General features: G+C 68.1%; 20 protein-coding genes. 7 read left to right on the forward strand and 13 right to left on the reverse strand.

The window, feature by feature from the left end:
- Positions 1-120 precede the first annotated feature (120 nt).
- The 9 genes from GBZ48_RS01825 to GBZ48_RS01865 form a co-directional block, all read right to left on the reverse strand.
- Entirely contained in the window at positions 121-1,983 is a 1,863-nt protein-coding gene (locus GBZ48_RS01825; RefSeq protein ID WP_174469444.1) for a CHASE2 domain-containing protein, read from the reverse strand.
- A 55-nt stretch (positions 1,984-2,038) separates the two neighbouring features.
- On the reverse strand, positions 2,039-3,160 hold the full coding sequence (locus tag GBZ48_RS01830; protein ID WP_174469445.1) for a DUF4384 domain-containing protein: 1,122 nt from the start codon (positions 3,158-3,160) through the stop codon (positions 2,039-2,041).
- 27 nt (positions 3,161-3,187) lie between these two features.
- Positions 3,188-3,565 (reverse strand): hypothetical protein, encoded by a 378-nt coding sequence (locus GBZ48_RS01835; protein ID WP_174469446.1) that lies wholly within the window; start codon positions 3,563-3,565, stop codon positions 3,188-3,190.
- 26 nt (positions 3,566-3,591) lie between these two features.
- Positions 3,592-4,404 carry an OmpA family protein gene (locus tag GBZ48_RS01840; protein WP_174469447.1) on the reverse strand — a complete coding sequence of 271 codons (813 nt, stop codon included), beginning with the start codon at positions 4,402-4,404 and terminating at the stop codon, positions 3,592-3,594.
- A 116-nt stretch (positions 4,405-4,520) separates the two neighbouring features.
- A complete protein-coding gene (locus tag GBZ48_RS01845; protein WP_174469448.1) occupies positions 4,521-6,080 on the reverse strand; it encodes a DUF4384 domain-containing protein in 1,560 nt (519 codons plus the stop codon).
- Positions 6,081-6,147: 67 nt separating this feature from the next.
- Complete coding sequence (locus tag GBZ48_RS01850) at positions 6,148-6,729, reverse strand: DUF4399 domain-containing protein (protein WP_174469449.1); 582 nt, start codon at positions 6,727-6,729, stop codon at positions 6,148-6,150.
- Between the two features lie 38 nt (positions 6,730-6,767).
- On the reverse strand, positions 6,768-7,202 hold the full coding sequence (locus GBZ48_RS01855) for a DUF4399 domain-containing protein (RefSeq protein ID WP_174469450.1): 435 nt from the start codon (positions 7,200-7,202) through the stop codon (positions 6,768-6,770).
- A gap of 215 nt (positions 7,203-7,417) precedes the next feature.
- Positions 7,418-7,753, reverse strand: a complete 336-nt coding sequence (locus GBZ48_RS01860) for a hypothetical protein (protein ID WP_174469451.1) — start codon at positions 7,751-7,753, stop codon at positions 7,418-7,420.
- Positions 7,754-7,865: 112 nt separating this feature from the next.
- Positions 7,866-8,264, reverse strand: a complete 399-nt coding sequence (locus tag GBZ48_RS01865) for a RidA family protein (protein WP_174469452.1) — start codon at positions 8,262-8,264, stop codon at positions 7,866-7,868.
- A gap of 154 nt (positions 8,265-8,418) precedes the next feature.
- Between GBZ48_RS01865 and GBZ48_RS01870 the strand changes: the two genes are divergently transcribed.
- On the forward strand, positions 8,419-9,015 hold the full coding sequence (locus GBZ48_RS01870; protein ID WP_174469453.1) for a TetR/AcrR family transcriptional regulator: 597 nt from the start codon (positions 8,419-8,421) through the stop codon (positions 9,013-9,015).
- A gap of 68 nt (positions 9,016-9,083) precedes the next feature.
- Here the strand turns inward: GBZ48_RS01870 and GBZ48_RS01875 are convergent, their stop codons facing one another.
- Positions 9,084-9,461: a c-type cytochrome gene (locus GBZ48_RS01875; protein WP_174469454.1), complete on the reverse strand. Its 378-nt coding sequence runs from the start codon at positions 9,459-9,461 to the stop codon at positions 9,084-9,086.
- A 311-nt stretch (positions 9,462-9,772) separates the two neighbouring features.
- Here GBZ48_RS01875 and GBZ48_RS01880 point away from each other — a divergent pair, with 311 nt between their 5' ends.
- Positions 9,773-10,618: a LysR family transcriptional regulator gene (locus tag GBZ48_RS01880; protein ID WP_174469455.1), complete on the forward strand. Its 846-nt coding sequence runs from the start codon at positions 9,773-9,775 to the stop codon at positions 10,616-10,618.
- A gap of 105 nt (positions 10,619-10,723) precedes the next feature.
- Positions 10,724-10,945: a hypothetical protein gene (locus GBZ48_RS01885; protein WP_174469456.1), complete on the forward strand. Its 222-nt coding sequence runs from the start codon at positions 10,724-10,726 to the stop codon at positions 10,943-10,945.
- Positions 10,946-10,970: 25 nt separating this feature from the next.
- On the opposite strand, the gene GBZ48_RS01890 is transcribed toward GBZ48_RS01885, so the two are convergent.
- From GBZ48_RS01890 to GBZ48_RS01900, 3 genes are read right to left on the reverse strand one after another with little or no spacing between them, the layout of a single operon-like run.
- Positions 10,971-11,270, reverse strand: coding sequence for a DUF3325 family protein (locus GBZ48_RS01890; protein ID WP_174469457.1), 300 nt, complete (start codon positions 11,268-11,270; stop codon positions 10,971-10,973).
- A complete protein-coding gene (locus GBZ48_RS01895) occupies positions 11,263-12,834 on the reverse strand; it encodes a PepSY-associated TM helix domain-containing protein (protein WP_174469458.1) in 1,572 nt (523 codons plus the stop codon). The genes GBZ48_RS01890 and GBZ48_RS01895 overlap by 8 nt, the downstream gene beginning before the upstream one ends.
- A complete protein-coding gene (locus GBZ48_RS01900; protein WP_174469459.1) occupies positions 12,831-13,157 on the reverse strand; it encodes an iron uptake protein in 327 nt (108 codons plus the stop codon). The genes GBZ48_RS01895 and GBZ48_RS01900 overlap by 4 nt, the downstream gene beginning before the upstream one ends.
- 251 nt (positions 13,158-13,408) lie before the next feature.
- Between GBZ48_RS01900 and GBZ48_RS01905 the strand changes: the two genes are divergently transcribed.
- The 4 genes from GBZ48_RS01905 (at position 13,409) to kdpA (ending at position 16,429) form a co-directional block, all read left to right on the forward strand.
- The gene (locus tag GBZ48_RS01905) at positions 13,409-14,008 is read left to right on the forward strand and encodes a gamma carbonic anhydrase family protein (RefSeq protein ID WP_174469460.1); all 600 of its coding nucleotides are present in this window, start codon (positions 13,409-13,411) and stop codon (positions 14,006-14,008) included.
- A gap of 127 nt (positions 14,009-14,135) precedes the next feature.
- Positions 14,136-14,345, forward strand: coding sequence for a hypothetical protein (locus tag GBZ48_RS01910; RefSeq protein WP_174469461.1), 210 nt, complete (start codon positions 14,136-14,138; stop codon positions 14,343-14,345).
- Positions 14,346-14,616: 271 nt separating this feature from the next.
- The gene (locus GBZ48_RS01915) at positions 14,617-14,706 is read left to right on the forward strand and encodes a K(+)-transporting ATPase subunit F (RefSeq protein WP_109448108.1); all 90 of its coding nucleotides are present in this window, start codon (positions 14,617-14,619) and stop codon (positions 14,704-14,706) included.
- A 13-nt stretch (positions 14,707-14,719) separates the two neighbouring features.
- Entirely contained in the window at positions 14,720-16,429 is a 1,710-nt protein-coding gene (kdpA, locus tag GBZ48_RS01920) for a potassium-transporting ATPase subunit KdpA (RefSeq protein ID WP_174469462.1), read from the forward strand.
- Positions 16,430-16,440 lie beyond the last annotated feature (11 nt).

A 16,440-nucleotide genomic window follows, 5' to 3' on the forward strand; every position in this document is an offset into this window, starting at 1 on the left:
AAGGAAGCATACCATGGCTAAGATCCATTCCAAGCCGCCCCTTGAGCCTGAACCCGGCAAAAGAGGGGGTGGCAGGCCGAAGTGATTACTTCCTGTATCGAGGATTAATGCTGATGATTATCACCGACGGCTATCGGCGTCTTCATCGTCGATCAACAGCCAGATCCGCACCGCCTTCACCTTGCCCTTCAGCGCGACCTCGCCCACCGGCAGCGCCGTGCAGCGGACGCCCGCCGCCTGCTGCTCCCGCACCGCCTGCCAAGTCGGATCGCCGACGATGATCCGGCAATGGCGCGACGTGCGGGCATCGACCAGCTTGCCATAGGCCTCCAGCCGGGCGGCGGTGTTCGCGGTGTCACCGAGAAGCGAGTATTCGCTGTGCCGCAACCCGCCAAGGCTGCCGGCGACGAGCGGGCCGGTGTGCACGCCGACCCGGATGCCGACCGGCGGCAGCCCTTCCGCCTGCCACCGCCGGTTCAACGCCACCAGGTCCCGGCCCATTTGCAAGGCGCAACAGACCGCACGGCGGGCGTCGGCGTCGATCTCGTCCTGCGCGCTGCGGGCGACCGGCGCGCCGAACACCGCCAGAATCGCATCGCCGACGAAGCGCAGAACCACCCCGTCATTGGCGGTGACGATGTGGACCATGGCATCCAGATAGCCCTCCAGCCAGCGGATCAGCGGTTCCGGCTCCAGGGCCTCGCAGATGGTGGTGAAGCCTTCGATATCGGAAAACAGCACGGTGGCAGTCAGTTGCTGCGGACGCGGGCGGTTGCCGGCCATGAAGGTCGCGCGTTCGCGCCAGATCTCCTCCGCGACCGGCTGGGAGACATGGTTGGCGAACAGCTGCATCATGACGCGCCGGTCCGCCCGTTCGCGCAGCGACATCTGCACGGTCATGGCCGCAAGCCCCGCCCCCCAGGCCAATGACGGCGCCACCAGCGGCACCAGCGGCCCGCCCGCCGCGAACAGCGCATTGGCACCTGTCCAGGCGGCAGCCGGCACAAGCAGCCCGGCCGCCGCCACCAGCCACAAGGGCAATCCCGCCAGCGCCACCGCCACCCCGGCCGCCGCCATCAGCAGCGCCAGCGCCGCTTCTCCCGCGAATGGCAGGCGCGGGCTGCTCCGCCCATCGAGAAGCTGGGCCAGCACATGCGCCTCGATCTCCACCCCCGGCGTTGATGCACCGGCCGACGACAGCGGCGTCCGATGCTGATCGATGCCGGCCAGCGCCGTGCCCACCAGCACCATCCGCCCGGCCAGCCAGCTTTTCGGCAGAACGGCGACAGTCTCCGCGGGATAGATCGGAAAAGGGGCGGTCGAGCCGTCCGGCCGGCCATGCCAGTCGATGCGGAAGGGCTCACCCGGCACAACCGGCACACCGCCCAGGCGGGCAAGCTGAACCGGCAGGCTCGGCGTGCCGTCGCCGCCGAAGGGGACATGCCAGCGCACGGCGGCATCCAGCCGGTCCTTCGCCAGATTGGCATGGCCGCGCGGCATCCCGTCGGTGAAGCCGTCGAGGAAACGGCGCTGCCGCTCGGTCAGTGGCGTCTGCTCCAGGGCGGTGATCGCCACCACCGGAACCGGTGCGCCAAGCATGGCGCGGCGCAGCCGCTCGTCCAGCGCCGGAAGGCTCGGCTGGTCGAACAGCACGTCGATGCCGATGGCGCGGACCCCGGCCGCCGCCAGAACGCCGACGATGTCGGCCAGCATGCCGCGATCCACCGGCGACCGGCAGGCAAGGCCGGCGAAGCTGTCCTCGCCGAACAGCACCAGCGCGATGGCCGCATGCTGTGGCTGCGCGGGAGCAGCGGCGGCGATCAGCCGGTCGCTCAAGCTCTCGTCGGCGGTGCGCAGCGGCGGCACCAGCCGCGTGGCGGCAAGCGCCAGCACCGCACTCGCCAGCATGACGGCCACCGGCAGCCACCGGCGCGACCAGCCGCGACGGTCCGGCGGCGGGTCGCACACCACCGGTTTCGCCACGACGGGAGGCTCCGGCCCTTCCCTGGGGTTCGCCGGCGGGCCGTCCATCCGCTCCTCACCGAACCTTCAGGATCAGCTGGGCGGAGGCCACCTCCGTCTCGCGCAGGCGGGACACCGCGCGGTCAAGTTGGCCCGCGGCATCCTCGGCCAAGGGGCGGAAGGCGGCATCGCGGCCGGGAATCTCGCCGTCCAGATTGCGGCTGGTGGCGATGCAGCGCACCTCCAGATCGGCCGGAGCGTCCCCGGCACGCAGCGGCATGCGGTCGCCGGACAGGCTGATCGGCACATTACCCATCACCCGGGCGCTCATCGTGGCACCGGACGGGAAGATCGGGATCAACTGGCCGCGCGCGTTGCGCAGATAGCAATAAAGATGGGCGTCGCGGTCGGTCTGCACCAGCAGCCGGATGTCCTCGCCCGGCCGGTAGGCGGCATTGCCGCCCGGATCGGCGGAAAGAAAGACGTCGAGCGGCACCATCGCGTCGCGCAAGGACGCCATCGCCGCCCCGATCTGCCCGGCGCAGCCGGCCGACGCCAGGCCGACCGCCAGCGCCGCCCCGCCCGTGGCCTCCACCGTGCGGACATGCAAGGTGCCGATGGGTGTTCCATCCGCCCGCAGCATGCCGATGTCCGTCCCATCCGCGAGCGGCAGGCTCCGCGGCCAGGGGGCCGGGCTGCCGTTCATCCATTCGACCGCCGCACGTTCCCCGCCGGCCTGCACCGTCAGCCGGTCCAGTCCCGGCTCCGCCGGACGCCGTAGCAGGGGCAGGCTGCCGGCCTTGACGCATTGCGTGCCGGATGCCGACGGGTCGATGGCCAGCGCCTTCTCCAGCGCCGCATCCAGCGGATTTCCCAAAGCACGCGCGGCACCGAGGTCGCTCTGCATGAACCGGTCGTCGCCGGGACCGGCACGGGCCGACACGGCTCCGTCCGCCGTCTGGCCGGGAATCCCGTCATAGGGACCGCGCAGCCGCAGCAGGCGGCCGTTGGCGAACAACAGCGTCGCATTCGCCCCGTCGGGAAGCCTGACCGCCTGCCCGTCGGTAACGAGCTGGCCCTGGACATAGCCGGGCGCACTGGACGCCACGACCACGGCCTCCGCCGCAGCCTCCTGGCCGAAGCCCAGGGCGAGGACGGCGGCGGCGCCCAGCAAAGAAGAAAAGCGTCTCTTCGGCATGATGGTCACCTCCTGGATTTGAAAGGATCAGTCGCGGTTCCGGCCCTTGCCGGTGGCGGCCCCGTCATCGGGCGCGAGCAGGCAGGCGGTGCGGGACTGCGTCACCACTGACACCGCTCCGTCCGTCCCACCGTTGCGGCGGAAGCGCAGCCCGTTCATCTGGCTGGCGATGCTGAGCGAGACGACGGCAAGATCCTCTTCGTCGATGATCTTGTGGCCGTCCTGCCAGCACTGGACACGGACCCGCTTGCCGGATGGGGCGACATCCACGCCGCCCGCGACACCGCCGCTGGTGGCGCCCGACGTGTCGGCCCCCTTCTTGCGGACAACCGTGGCATCGGCAACACCGGCGAGCCATAGGGCGGCAAGACCGAGGCAGGCCGCGAGGAGCAGAGCGTGCTTCATGGCATCCTCCTCCGTTCGGGCCGCACTCAATGGGTCGGCTTGAATTCGACGCGCCGGTTGCGGCCGTCATAGGGGTTGGCGGCGATCGGCGCCGTCGGCCCCTTGCCGTCCACCGTGATGCGCTTGGGATCGATCCGATGGACGCGGACCAGATACTCGCCGACCGACACCGCGCGGCGCTGCGACAGCAGCATGTTGTGGGAAAGGCTGCCGCTGGCGTCGGTGTGGCCCTCCACCGTCAGGCCCAGGGTCGGATCCTCCTTCATCAGCGCCCCGACGGCGTCGATGTAGGAGGCGGACTCGGCCGGGATTTCGGCGGAATTGAGCGCGAAGTTGATGCGGAAACCGAAGGCCTGCGGTGCGGCGTCCTGCTGCTGAGCGACGGGAGCGGCGGGCGGCTCGGCGGTGGCCATCTGGGCAGCCGGGGCCTCCGTGCGCACCTCCTGCCGGCGCTGCTTGTGGACCGGGCGGCTGGCCTGCTGAGCGGGTTGGGACGCCGGTTGGGCCACGGGCTGCACCTCGGGCTGGGGAGCCGGCTGCGCTGCGGACGGGATCGGTGCCGTGCCGTAGTTGATTTCGTCGATGGGCCGGGGCCGCTTGGCGGCGGCACCGGCCGCACCGCCGATGATCTCGATGCTGCGGGTGCGGATTTTGGGTTCCGGTGCCACCACCTCGCGCAGTTCCTCCACGCTGGGCGGCCGGTCGAACATCATCACCTTCGACGAACCCGACCCTTCCACCGTCTGGGCGGATACCGGACCGGCCCAGGCGGCGGCCAGAATCGGCAGGGTGGCGACCAGCGTATGGGCCAGGGCGTGGGACAGGATGGACTTGGTCATGTCAGGCTCCATGAGCAGGAGAAGGAACGGCGTTGCCCTGGTTCTATCGCCACCACCCTGCCCCGCGCTGTGAGCCGGACAACAGTCGGCCCCCGATTCCGGCGGTTCGCCCGAGGTTACTCCCCCTGTGCCAGCGTGCCGGGCAGCACCTTCACCGTCAGCCGCTTGGCGCGGGCATCGCTGCCCTTGGCGGTCGCGAAGGCATTGATCACGTCATCCAGGGCGGCACCGGGAATGGGCTGCAGATCCTCGCTCTTGAACGCTTCGGGGATCCGCACGCCGATCTCGTCGTGCGACAGGACGCAGGCGACCGTCTCCTCGGCATTGGGCCGGTCCATGCGCAGGTTGAAGGGCTTCTGCACGCCGGGCGGGATTTCCACCTGCCGGCCGGCCTCGACGAAGGCGTCGGGCTGGAAGCGGTTGGGGAAGATGCGGGATACCGTGCCGGCGGCATCGCGGTAGTAGCAATAGACGAAGCCGTCCGCCGTCGGCCGCATCCGCACCACCAGCGCTTCGCCGGCGCGGTAGCGCGGTGCCGGCCCGCGGTCCGACGACAGCAGCAGGTCGAGCCGGGACGGCGACGGCTGGGCGCGGGGCAACCCTTCGCCCCCGGCATTGCTGACGCTCTGCAGCCGGGCCGGCGGTGCCCCACCCTGGCCGGGCGGCTTGGCGAGCAGGCGCTGGTAGAGGTCGAAATCGATGCGGCCGGTGGCGATCAGGTCGCTGTCAGCCTGGAAGCGGCCGACCGCTTCGGCGGTCCGCTGGTCGAGCTGCCCGTTGACCGGCCCGTCGTAATAGCCCTGCGCCGACAGCGCGCGCTGGGTGAAGGTCACGCGCTCCGACGGAGCCATGCCGTCGAACCAGCCGCGCGCCTCCGCCATGAAGGCGGGATTGGTCTGGTCGATGCCCAGGCATTGCCAGTAGGGCACGCGGGTCAGCTTGCCCAGCACCTCGATGGTGCTGAGTTCGACCAGCGTGCGCACCCCCTGGTGCAGCCCCTCCGACCGGTTCAGCGAAATGTTGAAGGACAGGCCGGCTTTGCCGATCACCCCGCCAGCATCGGCTCCGCGTCCCGACGACACCACCGCCAGCGTGTTGGACGCCGACATGCCCGGGATGATCTGGCGCGTCACCAGTTCCCCGACATTGAGGTCGACCGAGACCATCGACACCACCTGATCGGCCGACACGCTGAGGTCCAGCTTGGGTAGCGACAGCCCGGCTCCCGCCGCCTCGCTGACCACATTGTCGTCCAGCTGGGTGATGGCGCCGCGGATGTAGTAGGAGGGCGCGCGGAAGTTCGGCTGCACGCCGATCATCCAGTATAGCGCGTTGACGTCGTCCAGCGCCGGCTCGAAATCCACGAAGCGGAAGGCGCTGGAGGTTTCCGACATCCGCGAGACGGCGGTGATCAGCATCTCCTTCGTGCCGCCGGCAACCCGGCCGGTGGCGTCGGGCAGGCCGTTGGCGGTGATGTAGATGTCGTGCTTGCCATGGGTCCACAGCAGCGTGTCCATGCAGCGCAGCGCCTCGCTGAAGCTGCTGATGGTGCGGACGGCCGGGGTCTTCGGCTGCTGCACCACGCGCGCCATCTCGCCGGAGGTGAAGCAGCCGCCGAGCGCCAGCGTCAGGCCGACGGAAACCACGGCGGAACCAAGGAACCGGACCATGCTCATCGGCGCTGTCTCCTGTGGGGTTGTGGTCCGGCTTGCTGCCTGCGCCGTCAGGCCGGCTCGGGACCGGTCACCGCGCCGACAATTGCGGGCTGCGGTCGGCGCGGACCGTGATGGTGATCTTCTTCGACATGATCGGCGGGTCGTGCGGCACATGGTCGGCATCGGCCAGGACCAGTTGCAGCGTGTGGCGGCCGGGCGGCAGTTCCAGGACCGTTTCGGTCTGGCCCTTGCCGAAATGAAGGTGCTGCTTGTCGCTGGGGATCGGCTCGTTGAAATTCTTGAGATCGGTGTCGATCAGCAGATGATGGTGCCCGGTGCCGTCCTTGCGCACCCCGGCCGGCGCGACGCCGAAATTGCGCAGCCCGAACCACACCTTGAAGCGCGTCCCCACCACCTGCCCGTTGTTGGGCCAGCCGATATAGAGCCATGCATCCTTTCGGCCGGGCGTCCGCGGCGTGGCGGCAGGGTTGTTCTGGCTGTCCTTCTGGCCGGTCGTCTGTTGGGCGGATGCATCCGCCGCAGCCGCGGGCGTCGCCGTGACCGTCAACGGCGCGAGCGACAGCACTCCCCACAGCACCGCGCAAGACACCGCGCCCAGAACCGGTTGCAGGCGGCGAGCGGTCGTAAGCGCGCACGAATTCGATGTCATGGTGCCCTCCCTGGCAGGGACGAAGCGAACGGCTCCGGTCAGCGGACGGTGATGGTCACTTTTTCCGACATCACCGGCGGGTTGTGCGGAATGTGGTCGGCATCGCCCAGGACCATCTGAAGCGTGTGGGTTCCGGGCGGAAGCTCCAGCCGCGCTTCGGTCTGGCCGGCGCCGAAATGCAGGTGCTGCTTGTCGTTGGGGATCGGCTCGTCCGGGTTCGTCAGCTCGGTGTCGATCAGCAGGTGATGGTGCCCGGTGTCGGCGTGGCTTATACCCGCCGGTGCGATCCCCATGTTCTGGAGCCCCATGCGCACCCAGAATTTTCCGCCAGTGATGACCGTCCCGTTGGAAGGCCACAGGATATAGGCACGCGCGTCATCGGGTGCTTTCGCCCGGTCGGCCATTCCCTGCCCAGCCAGAAACAGCGGCAGAAGCAGCAGGGCGCCGACTGCGATCACGGCAGTCCGCAGCATGATTTCCCCCTGTATTCTTCATTGCCCTTTGTCCGATGCCATCGATCTTAGTCTTCGACCGCGAAGCAGGGTTCCCCCGAATTCTTGGGTAATCCCATCCCGTTGAAAAACAACCCGCTCCTGCGCCACACCCTTCCGAATTGGCGGACAATCGCCGCCTCCATCCCCACCATTGCGGGGGAGGACGGCTCAGGGAAGACAGGCAGGCGACCTTTTCAGCGCTTGATCCCGAACAGTTGCTCGTTCATCGCCGCCCGGTCCGCAGTTGCCACACCGCCGGCCCGCCCCGGCAGCGGCAGTCCGCCGCCCATCGCGCCGTTCGCCAGGGCCGGGCCGTTCGTCCGGCCGTTCCCCATCCAGGGTGGAAAAGCGCCAACGGGACCGGCCGCATTGGGCGGCGCGTTGCCGACCCGGTTCCCCAGCAGGGAAACCGCCGCGGCGGAAAGCGGCACGCCACCGGACTGCACCTCGAACGCGGCGGCCGGCCGGACAAGGGCGGTGATCGCAACGAGAACGGAAAGGCAAAGGGTAACGGCGGCAAGGCTGCGCATCGGGGCTTTCCTCTGCGAACGGGGCCAGGGGCGGCATGGCCCCATCCTGCCGCTGGCCATCCGACCGCCGCTGTGAGCGGGCCCACAGTGGCGGGCGAAAAGCCGCGAGAACTCATGCCTGCTCGGGGATACGGGCGATGACCTTGATTTCGAAATCGAACCCCGCCAGCCAGTTCACCCCGACCGCGGTCCAGTTGGGATAGGGCGCATCGCCGATCACCGTCTCCCGCACCTTCATGATGGCATCGAACTGGTTGGCCGGATCGGTGTGGAAGGTGGTGACGTCGACGACATCGTCGAAGGTGCAACCGGCGGTCTTCAGCACAGTGGCGAGATTGTCGAAGGCCAGCCGCACCTGCTGCTCGAAGTCGGGTTCCGGCGAACCGTCCGCGCGGCTGCCGACCTGCCCCGATACGAACAGGAGATCGCCCGAACGGATCGCCGCCGAATAGCGGTGCTTTTCGTAGAGCGCATGCCGGTTGGCCGGAGTGATCGCGTCGCGTTTGGCCATGGTCGTGGTCCTCCTTGACTGCCGGAATGGCCGGCATCGGGCTTCACAGCGCGGCTGCAAGTTGATATACGCCGCGTATGCGAACCACATCACACATACGTCGCGTATGTCAATTCACATACGCGACGTATGTAGAAATTTCCGGAGAAGGCCCATGGCCGCAAAAAAGCGATCCGAGATGATGGAGGAAACCCGCGCCAAGCTGATCGCGTCCGCCCGTAAGGCCTTCGCCGAACAGGGGTTCGCCGCCGCATCGATGGACGATCTGACGGCCGAGGCCGGGCTGACGCGGGGCGCCCTCTATCACAATTTCGGCGACAAGCGCGGGCTTCTGCAGGCGGTGGTCGACCAGCTCGACACCGAGATGGCGCAGCGTGCACACGACATCGGCGCCCGGGCCGGGACCGGCTGGGACGGATTGCTGGCGGAAGGTGTGGCCTATATCGAGATGGCGTTGGAGCCCGAGGTCCAGCGCATCGTCCTGCTCGACGGACCGGCCTTCCTGGGCGATCCCTCGCAATGGCCGAGCCAGAACGGCTGCCTTCACATGACGCGGCAAACGGTGGAACGGCTGATCGCGCAGGGGGTTGTCAGGCCCATCGACCCCGAAGCGGCCGCCCGGCTCTTGAATGGGGCGGCATTGAACGCCGCGCTCTGGGTGGCCGCCAGCCCCGATCCTCAGGACGTTCTCGCCAAGGCGGTCGAGGCGTTCCGCGCCCTGGCGGAGGGGCTGCTGGCGCGCCCATCCTGAAACAGCCACAGCCCCGCATCGGCGGGGCTGTGGCGACAGACAGGACGATGGTTCAGCCAGACCCGCGGTTACTTGGACTCGCTCTTCAGATAGGCGATCAGGTCCGCGCGCTTGGCGTCGTCCTTGACGCCGGCGAAGGCCATCTTGTTGCCGGGAAGCGCCGCCTTCGGATCCTTCAGATAGGTGTCGAGCTTCTGCTCGTCCCAGTCATAGCCGGCATCCTTCACCGCCGTGGAATAGCTGAACCCATCGACGCTGCCCGCCTTGCGGCCGACGATGCCATGCAGGTTCGGGCCGACGCGGTTGGGGCCGCCGGCCTCGATGGTGTGGCAGGCCTTGCAGGTGTTGAACACCGACTTGCCTGCTGCCGCATCGCCGTCCGCGGCCTGCGCGGCGGCGGTTCCACCGGAAATCAGAATGACGGAGGCCAACAGAATTTTGCGCATGACGGACACAGCGGAACTCCCATTTCTCAACGTTGTCTCCGGCCAACCGAGAAAATTGGTCGGGCTTCCTTCCGGCGAGCAGGCGGAAGCTAATGGCGGCCAATGAGGCCAGGAAGCGAATTTACCCGATGGTTGTCATCGGTTTTTCCGATACGATCCTGCCGCATTAGGAGAACCGCCGGTCGCGGCTGCATCCAGTGGATGCGGCGAATCGTCTCACACCGGCTGGTCGCGATCAAGCTGCCGATGGCGTAGGTCTTGCTCCCCGTCTGTGGAGGCGGGGTTTCGAGCGAGGTATCATGGATACGGAAATGGCCCGGACATTTCTGGAGGTCACGGCGGCGGGCAGCTTCATGGCGGCGGCCGACCGGCTCCATGTGACCCAGTCGACCGTCAGCACGCGCATTCAACAGCTGGAGCAGCAGCTTGGCTGCCGGCTGTTCGTGCGCAACAAGACCGGCGCCACGCTGACCAGCGCCGGCCTGCGTTTCCAGCGCCATGCCGCGGCGATCCTCCGCCTGTGGGAGCAGGCCCGGCAGGAGGCCACCCTGCCCGCCGGCCACAAGGCGCTGCTGCGCATCGGCAGCGAGGCCGGCCTGTGGAACCGCCTGCTGTACCGCTGGATCCCCTGGATGCGGCGCAACGCCAACGACATCGCCCTGCGCTGCGATGTCGGCCTGCCGAACGGGCTGCTGCAAGGGCTTCAGGACGGGACGCTGGACGTCGCCGTCCTCTATTCGCCGCGCGCCCTGCCGGGCCTGTCGATCCGCCTGCTGCTCGAGGAGGAACTGGTCCTCTTCCGCATGCCGGCGGTCGCGGATTACCTGGAGGAACCCTATGTCCACATCGACTGGGGCGATGATTTCCGCCGCAATGTACGGCTGCATCGCCCGGACGTGCAGGCCGCCCCGTTGTCGATCGGCGTCGGCACGCTTGGGCTCGACTATGTCAAACAGTGCGGCGGTACCGGGCATTTCCCCCGGCAGCTCGTCCAGCCGCTGATCGATGCCGGCAAGGGGGAAATCCTGCCGGAAGCCCGGCCGCTCAGCCTACCCATCTACGCCGCCTACCCGACCGATGCCGACGACGCCATCATCGACCCCGCACTCACCGGATTGAAGGCCATCCTGGGCGAACCGGCGGAGAGACGCGAATAACTTCGAAAAAACCGATGAAACACATCGGTTTATTTCGCTTTTTGCGATGAATAACGCTGCCTAGGATCGGCTTTATCCAAACCGAAGACCGAAGGTTCCGATCCGATGTCCACGCAATTGGCGCAGCCGTCCCTGTTAGAAGAAGATGGCACCGCGGCGAAGACGAAGTTCCGCCGGTTCGAGTCCCCTTACATCGTGTTTCCGTCGCTGATCCTGCTGCTGATCGTGCCGTTCGGCATCCTCTTTCACCCGGCTTGGCTCGCCACCGCCGCCGAGGTGGGCGTGGTCGTGATGTTCATCGCCATTTTCCGCATGATGCGCATGTGAGTCCGGCGCCCCACCGTTAAGACGTTCAGCCGCGGACGGACCGCGTCCTCCAGGTGACGGTCGCAGCGACGGCCAGCGCACCCGCGCTCAAGGCCAGTGCCCAAAGCAGAATGCCGAAGCCGGTCCCGTCATGGCGGACCGCGACCGACAGCGCCGCCGCCAGGCACAGCAGCGCCGCCAGCCGCAGCCGGAACACCGTTCGGCGCGGCGGCCCCCGCCTGGGATCGACGAGGTCGCGCCAATGCCGCTCCACCGATAGAGCAAGGGCGGCGAAGGCGAAGTAGCAGAGCCCGAACAAGCCGGGCAGCATCAGGGCATCAGGCATGGTCGGTCACCTTCACCAGGGTTGAGAGTTCGGGATCGGGCCGCTGGGCCAGCCGCCGCGACACCCGCCATGCGGCAAAGGCGGTCAGCGCCAGGACCACATCGACGCCCAGCACCGCCCAGTCGGCGGAGGCCACGGCACGGATGGGATGTTCCCCCGTCGTGATCCAGTTCAGCGCCACGCAGGCCGCGGCCAGCAGGGCGACCGCGGTGCATTGCTCGCTCCAGGGCGGGTTCGTCCGGGTGCGGACGGCGGCATGGACGGCGCTTCCGATCCAGATCAGGAAGAAGAGGCCGACCTCGACCAGTTCCCGCGAGGGGATGCCGGCCGGCAGCAGCCGGTTGGACGCCATCATTGCCAGCGTGGCGATCAGCAGGCCGGAGGTACTGCCGCAGGCGATGGCGGCGACGCTGCGCCAGCCGGGGCCGGGCTTCACGCCATGGGCAACCCGCCGCTTCTCCATCCAGTACAGCATGCCGGTGCCGATCAGCACGCAGCCGGACAGCCCGAACAGGAAATAGAGCCAGCGCAGCGGCCAATGGTCGAAGGCGGCGAAGTGTAGCCCCGACAGGACGCGGTGGATCGCCACCACAGGCCCCGGCGGCTGGTACTTCAGCACCTGTCCGGTGACGCCGTCGAAGAAGACCGGCTGGACATCCAGGCTGATGCGGTCTCGCAGAGCGCGGTTGATGCGGACGACCGACGCGGCATCGCCGGCATTGTAGACGAACACCACGGCCGGCTCTCCCCCGCCCCACAGCCGGCGGGCCTCCGCCACCATCGGATCGAGCGGCGCCAGCGGGGCGGCGATGCCGCTGCGCGGACGGCTGTAGTTGCCAAGCGCCTCGTCGTAGAAGCGCCGCACATCGCCGCCATACAGCGCTTGGACGCCGGCCGGCAATACGATGGGCAGGACGATGACGATCCCGGTGATCGTGATCATCAGATGGAAGGGCAGGACCAGCACGCCCGTCAGATTGTGCAGATCGAGCAGGGAGCGGCGAAACTGCCCCCAGCTGCGGAAGGTGAAGAAATCCTTGAAGATCCGCGCATGGATGATGACGCCGGAAATCAGCCCGGCCAGCATCGCCACCGACGCGAAGCAGACGATCCAATAGCCGATGAAGCCCGCCCGCAGATGCAGGCTGTAGTGCAGCGGATAGAAGAAGTAGGTGCCTCCCAGCGTCCCGACCGGCGGCAGCAGCTGGCCGTCGCCGGTCGCCATGCCGCCGGCATTGCCGGTCTCGGTCCGTACCTGAAGCGCCATCACCGGCCGCCGCTCGTCCGGCAACTGCACATACCAGTCGCGCACCACCCGCCCGGCGGCGAGTTTCTCCACCGCCGGCAGCACCGCATGGTCGAGCGAGGCCGGCCCGGTCTCCACCGCACCGACGCGGGTGGCGGGCATCATCCAGCGGTCGATCTCCGATGCGAATACCGCCAGCGATCCCATGAAGAAGATCAGCATCAGCAGCCCACCGAGCGTCACTCCCGCCCAGGTGTGCGGCCACAGCATGGCGGCGCGCAGGGCCGGGCTGATCAGCTTGCGCGTCTTCGCCGTCATGGCCCGACGATCCCGGCAAACTGCGAGGCCGCGATCAGCAGCACCCCGCCGCCGCCCAACACCGCCCAGCCGACCGTGACCCGCGGCACCGCGAAGGCCCACAGCGACGCCACCGGCAACACCACCAGGGCCAGCAGGCTGGAGGCGGTGACCGCCTCCGCCGGCGCCATGCCCGCAAGCGCCCCCAACTCCGCCCCGAAGGCGGCGAGGCCCCAGGCGAAGCCATAGGCACCGAATACCGCCGCCGTCACGCGTGCGGCGGTGCGCAGGCGCGGCGGCGCAGCCCGTCCCTCAACCCGTCCGGACTGCCCGGCAGTCTTCATCGCGATGGTCCCCCTGCCATTGTGCCTGCCAAAATGCCGACGCCCCCGGCACGGTCCGCACGGCACCAACCTTGATAATGATACTGATTCTCATTTGCAAGATTCTTCTCTTTCCGAGGGAGAAAGACTGACCGCTTGCGACCGGCGGGGCGCGACGCTGCCGGCCGGACTGGGCTACACTCGGGCAGACATCGACCGGCTGTTTCCCGACCGGAACCAAGACCCGGCAGGGCCAAAAAGGACAGGAACCAATGACCACCGAGAGCGCAACTGAAACGACCTTCGAAACCGGGGCCTTCGAAACCGGGGAGGCCCTGCTCGCCCGCCATCCCGGCGCCGTCATCCAGCCCGTCAAGGGAGTATGGCCGCGCATCGCCGCCGACGCCTACATCGCCCCCGGCGCGGTGGTGGTCGGCGACGTCATCATCGGGGCGGAGGCCAGCGTCTGGTATGGCTGCGTCCTTCGTGGCGACGACCACAGCATCACGGTGGGACCGCGCACCAACATCCAGGACGGCACCATCATCCACGTCATGCTGAACGAGTACCCGACCATCATCGGCGCCGACGTGGTGATCGGCCATGGCGTGCGGATGCATGGCTGTACGCTGGCGGACGGCTGTCTGGTCGGCATCGGCGCAATCGTGCTGGACGGGGCGGTCGTGGAAAGCGGCGCCATGCTGGCGGCCGGTGCGGTGCTGACTCCGCGCAAGCGCGTCCCCGGCCGCCAGCTCTGGGCGGGCAGCCCGGCCAGACATCTGCGCAACGTCACCGACGCCGAGGTGGAGTTCATCGCCTTCGACGTGCGCCACTATGCCGGCTTGGCACGGGCTGCGTCGGGACGCGGATAACGGAGCCGGGGCCGCGTATACGGCCGTATATTTCCAGGCATCACGCGCCCCATCGCATTTATATGCCCCGCAGCCTTCTTCTCAGTGGGATAGCGGCCATTGGCCGCCCCTGGACTGGGAGGCTGTCATGCAAGGAAAATCGCCTCACGCACTGCTCGACCGGGGCATGCCTGCCCCGGCGCTGGTGGAAGACTGGGATCCGCAATCACCGGCCGACCCCCGCCATGAGACGTTCCCCTCTCCGCGCGCGGTGCTGGGCGAGGCGGCAGTCACCATCGCCGTCTTCCTGCTGATCGCATTTGCGCTGCAGGTGCTGGCCTTGTGGATCGGGGCCTGACCGGCAAAGGCCGCCCCGCGGGCGCCGGCACGGCCAGCCGTATATATAAACCTTATATTTTCCGGCCCTGCCGCCCCCCATCGAATCTATACGCGGCTCCGGCGCACCCTCACAGGGTCGGACCTCCCCCGCCACCATGACGGCGAGGGGGACGCAATTCCGGAGACCCCAACGATGCTCGACCTGCTGTTTCTTGCGCTCACCGTCGGCTTCTTCGCCGCGGCGGTCGCCTATGTCCATGCCTGCGACCGGCTGTGAGGGGAGCCGCGCCATGTCCCTCGATTATGCCCTGGCCGGCCTCGTGACCGCCGGACTGCTGGTCTATCTGGTCTATGCCCTGATCCGCCCCGAACGGTTCTGAGGAGATCCATCCCATGACCGTCAACGGCTGGATCCAGATCCTGGTCTTCCTCGCCCTGGTCGTCGCGATGACGCGGCCCCTGGGCGGCTTCATGACGCGCGTCTTCACCGGCGAGCGCACGCTGCTCTCCCCCATCCTGGGGCCCGTCGAACGCGCCCTCTACCGTCTGGCCGGCGTCGACGAGCGCACCGAGCAGCATTGGGTGACCTACGCCGTGTCGTTGCTGCTGTTCAGCGCCGCCGGCATGCTGCTGCTCTATGCCCTGCAACGTCTCCAGGATGTCCTGCCGCTGAACCCGCAGGACATGGCGGCGGTGCCGGCCGATCTCGCCTTCAACACCGCGGCCAGCTTCACCACCAACACCAACTGGCAGAATTACGGCGGCGAGACCACCATGGGCCATCTGGTTCAGATGGCCGGGCTGACCTTCCACAACTACGTCTCGGCCGCCACCGGCATTGCGCTGGCGGTCGCCCTGGTTCGTGGGTTCGCCCGCACCTCGGCCCGCACGGTCGGCAATTTCTGGGTCGACCTCACCCGCTGCACCCTCTACGTCCTGCTGCCGCTGTGCCTCGTCTATGCGCTGTTCCTGGTCTGGCAGGGCGTGCCGCAGACGCTGGCGGGCGCCGTCGACGCCACCACGCTGGAGGGGGCGAAGCAGACCATCTCGCTCGGTCCCGTCGCCTCGCAGGAGGCGATCAAGATGCTGGGGACCAACGGCGGCGGCTTCTTCAACGCCAACTCCGCCCATCCCTTCGAGAACCCCAATGCGCTGACCAACCTCGTCCAGATGCTGTCGATCTTCGCGCTGGGCGCCGGACTGACCAACCTGTTCGGCCGGATGGTCGGCGACGAGCGCCAAGGCTGGGCGATCCTCGCCGCCATGGGCGTGCTGTTCGTCGCCGGCGTCGCCGTCGCTTATTGGGCCGAGGCCCAGGCCAACCCGGCCATCACCGCGCTGGGCATCGACGGCAGCGCCGGCAACATGGAGGGCAAGGAGACCCGCTTCGGTATCGCCGCGACGGCCCTCTTCGCCACCGTGACCACCGCTGCCTCCTGCGGCGCGGTGAACGCCATGCACGACAGCTTCATGCCGCTGGGCGGCATGGTGCCGATGATCAACATGATGCTGGGCGAGATCATCGTCGGCGGCGTCGGCGCCGGCCTCTACGGCATGCTGCTGTTCGCCATCGTGGCACTGTTCGTCGCCGGTCTGATGGTCGGCCGCACCCCGGAATATCTCGGCAAGAAGCTGGAGGCGAAGGAGGTCAAGATGACCATGCTCGCCATCCTCTGCCTGCCGCTGATGATGCTGGGCTTCACGGCCGTCGCGGTGGTGCTGGACACCGGCACCGCGTCGATGGCCAATGCCGGGCCGCACGGCTTCTCCGAAGCGCTCTACGCCTATGTCTCGGGAGCCGCCAACAACGGCAGCGCCTTCGGCGGGCTGACCGGCAACACGCCCTGGTACAACGTCACGCTGGCCGTCGCCATGCTGGTCGGCCGCTTCCTGGTCATCGTGCCGATGATGGCGATTGCCGGCTCCCTGGCGTCCAAGGCCCGCGCCCCGGTTTCGGCCGGCACCTTCCCCACCCATGACGGGCTGTTCGTCGGGCTGCTGGTCGGCGTCATCCTGATCGTCGGCGGCCTCACCTTCTTCCCGGCTCTCGCCCTCGGCCCGGTGGTCGAGCATCTGGCGATGACCGCCGGCACCCTCTTCTGATCGGGAACGCT

The organism is Azospirillum melinis (assembly GCF_013340935.1).
Lineage (GTDB): Bacteria > Pseudomonadota > Alphaproteobacteria > Azospirillales > Azospirillaceae > Azospirillum > Azospirillum melinis.

Bases quoted from the DNA above. Each gene is read 5' to 3' on its own strand.
- GBZ48_RS01835 (WP_174469446.1), bottom strand. From the start codon at position 3,565: ATGAAGCACGCTCTGCTCCTCGCGGCCTGCCTCGGTCTTGCCGCCCTA.
- GBZ48_RS01900 (WP_174469459.1), bottom strand. From the start codon at position 13,157: ATGAAGACTGCCGGGCAGTCCGGACGGGTTGAGGGACGGGCTGCGCCG.
- GBZ48_RS01905 (WP_174469460.1), top strand. From the start codon at position 13,409: ATGACCACCGAGAGCGCAACTGAAACGACCTTCGAAACCGGGGCCTTC.
- GBZ48_RS01890 (WP_174469457.1), bottom strand. From the start codon at position 11,270: ATGCCTGATGCCCTGATGCTGCCCGGCTTGTTCGGGCTCTGCTACTTC.
- GBZ48_RS01870 (WP_174469453.1), top strand. From the start codon at position 8,419: ATGGCCGCAAAAAAGCGATCCGAGATGATGGAGGAAACCCGCGCCAAG.
- GBZ48_RS01830 (WP_174469445.1), bottom strand. From the start codon at position 3,160: ATGCCGAAGAGACGCTTTTCTTCTTTGCTGGGCGCCGCCGCCGTCCTC.
- GBZ48_RS01860 (WP_174469451.1), bottom strand. From the start codon at position 7,753: ATGCGCAGCCTTGCCGCCGTTACCCTTTGCCTTTCCGTTCTCGTTGCG.
- GBZ48_RS01865 (WP_174469452.1), bottom strand. From the start codon at position 8,264: ATGGCCAAACGCGACGCGATCACTCCGGCCAACCGGCATGCGCTCTAC.
- GBZ48_RS01885 (WP_174469456.1), top strand. From the start codon at position 10,724: ATGTCCACGCAATTGGCGCAGCCGTCCCTGTTAGAAGAAGATGGCACC.
- GBZ48_RS01915 (WP_109448108.1), top strand. From the start codon at position 14,617: ATGTCCCTCGATTATGCCCTGGCCGGCCTCGTGACCGCCGGACTGCTG.
- GBZ48_RS01845 (WP_174469448.1), bottom strand. From the start codon at position 6,080: ATGAGCATGGTCCGGTTCCTTGGTTCCGCCGTGGTTTCCGTCGGCCTG.
- GBZ48_RS01880 (WP_174469455.1), top strand. From the start codon at position 9,773: ATGGCCCGGACATTTCTGGAGGTCACGGCGGCGGGCAGCTTCATGGCG.
- GBZ48_RS01895 (WP_174469458.1), bottom strand. From the start codon at position 12,834: ATGACGGCGAAGACGCGCAAGCTGATCAGCCCGGCCCTGCGCGCCGCC.
- GBZ48_RS01850 (WP_174469449.1), bottom strand. From the start codon at position 6,729: ATGACATCGAATTCGTGCGCGCTTACGACCGCTCGCCGCCTGCAACCG.
- GBZ48_RS01855 (WP_174469450.1), bottom strand. From the start codon at position 7,202: ATGCTGCGGACTGCCGTGATCGCAGTCGGCGCCCTGCTGCTTCTGCCG.
- GBZ48_RS01840 (WP_174469447.1), bottom strand. From the start codon at position 4,404: ATGACCAAGTCCATCCTGTCCCACGCCCTGGCCCATACGCTGGTCGCC.
- GBZ48_RS01910 (WP_174469461.1), top strand. From the start codon at position 14,136: ATGCAAGGAAAATCGCCTCACGCACTGCTCGACCGGGGCATGCCTGCC.
- kdpA (WP_174469462.1), top strand. From the start codon at position 14,720: ATGACCGTCAACGGCTGGATCCAGATCCTGGTCTTCCTCGCCCTGGTC.
- GBZ48_RS01875 (WP_174469454.1), bottom strand. From the start codon at position 9,461: ATGCGCAAAATTCTGTTGGCCTCCGTCATTCTGATTTCCGGTGGAACC.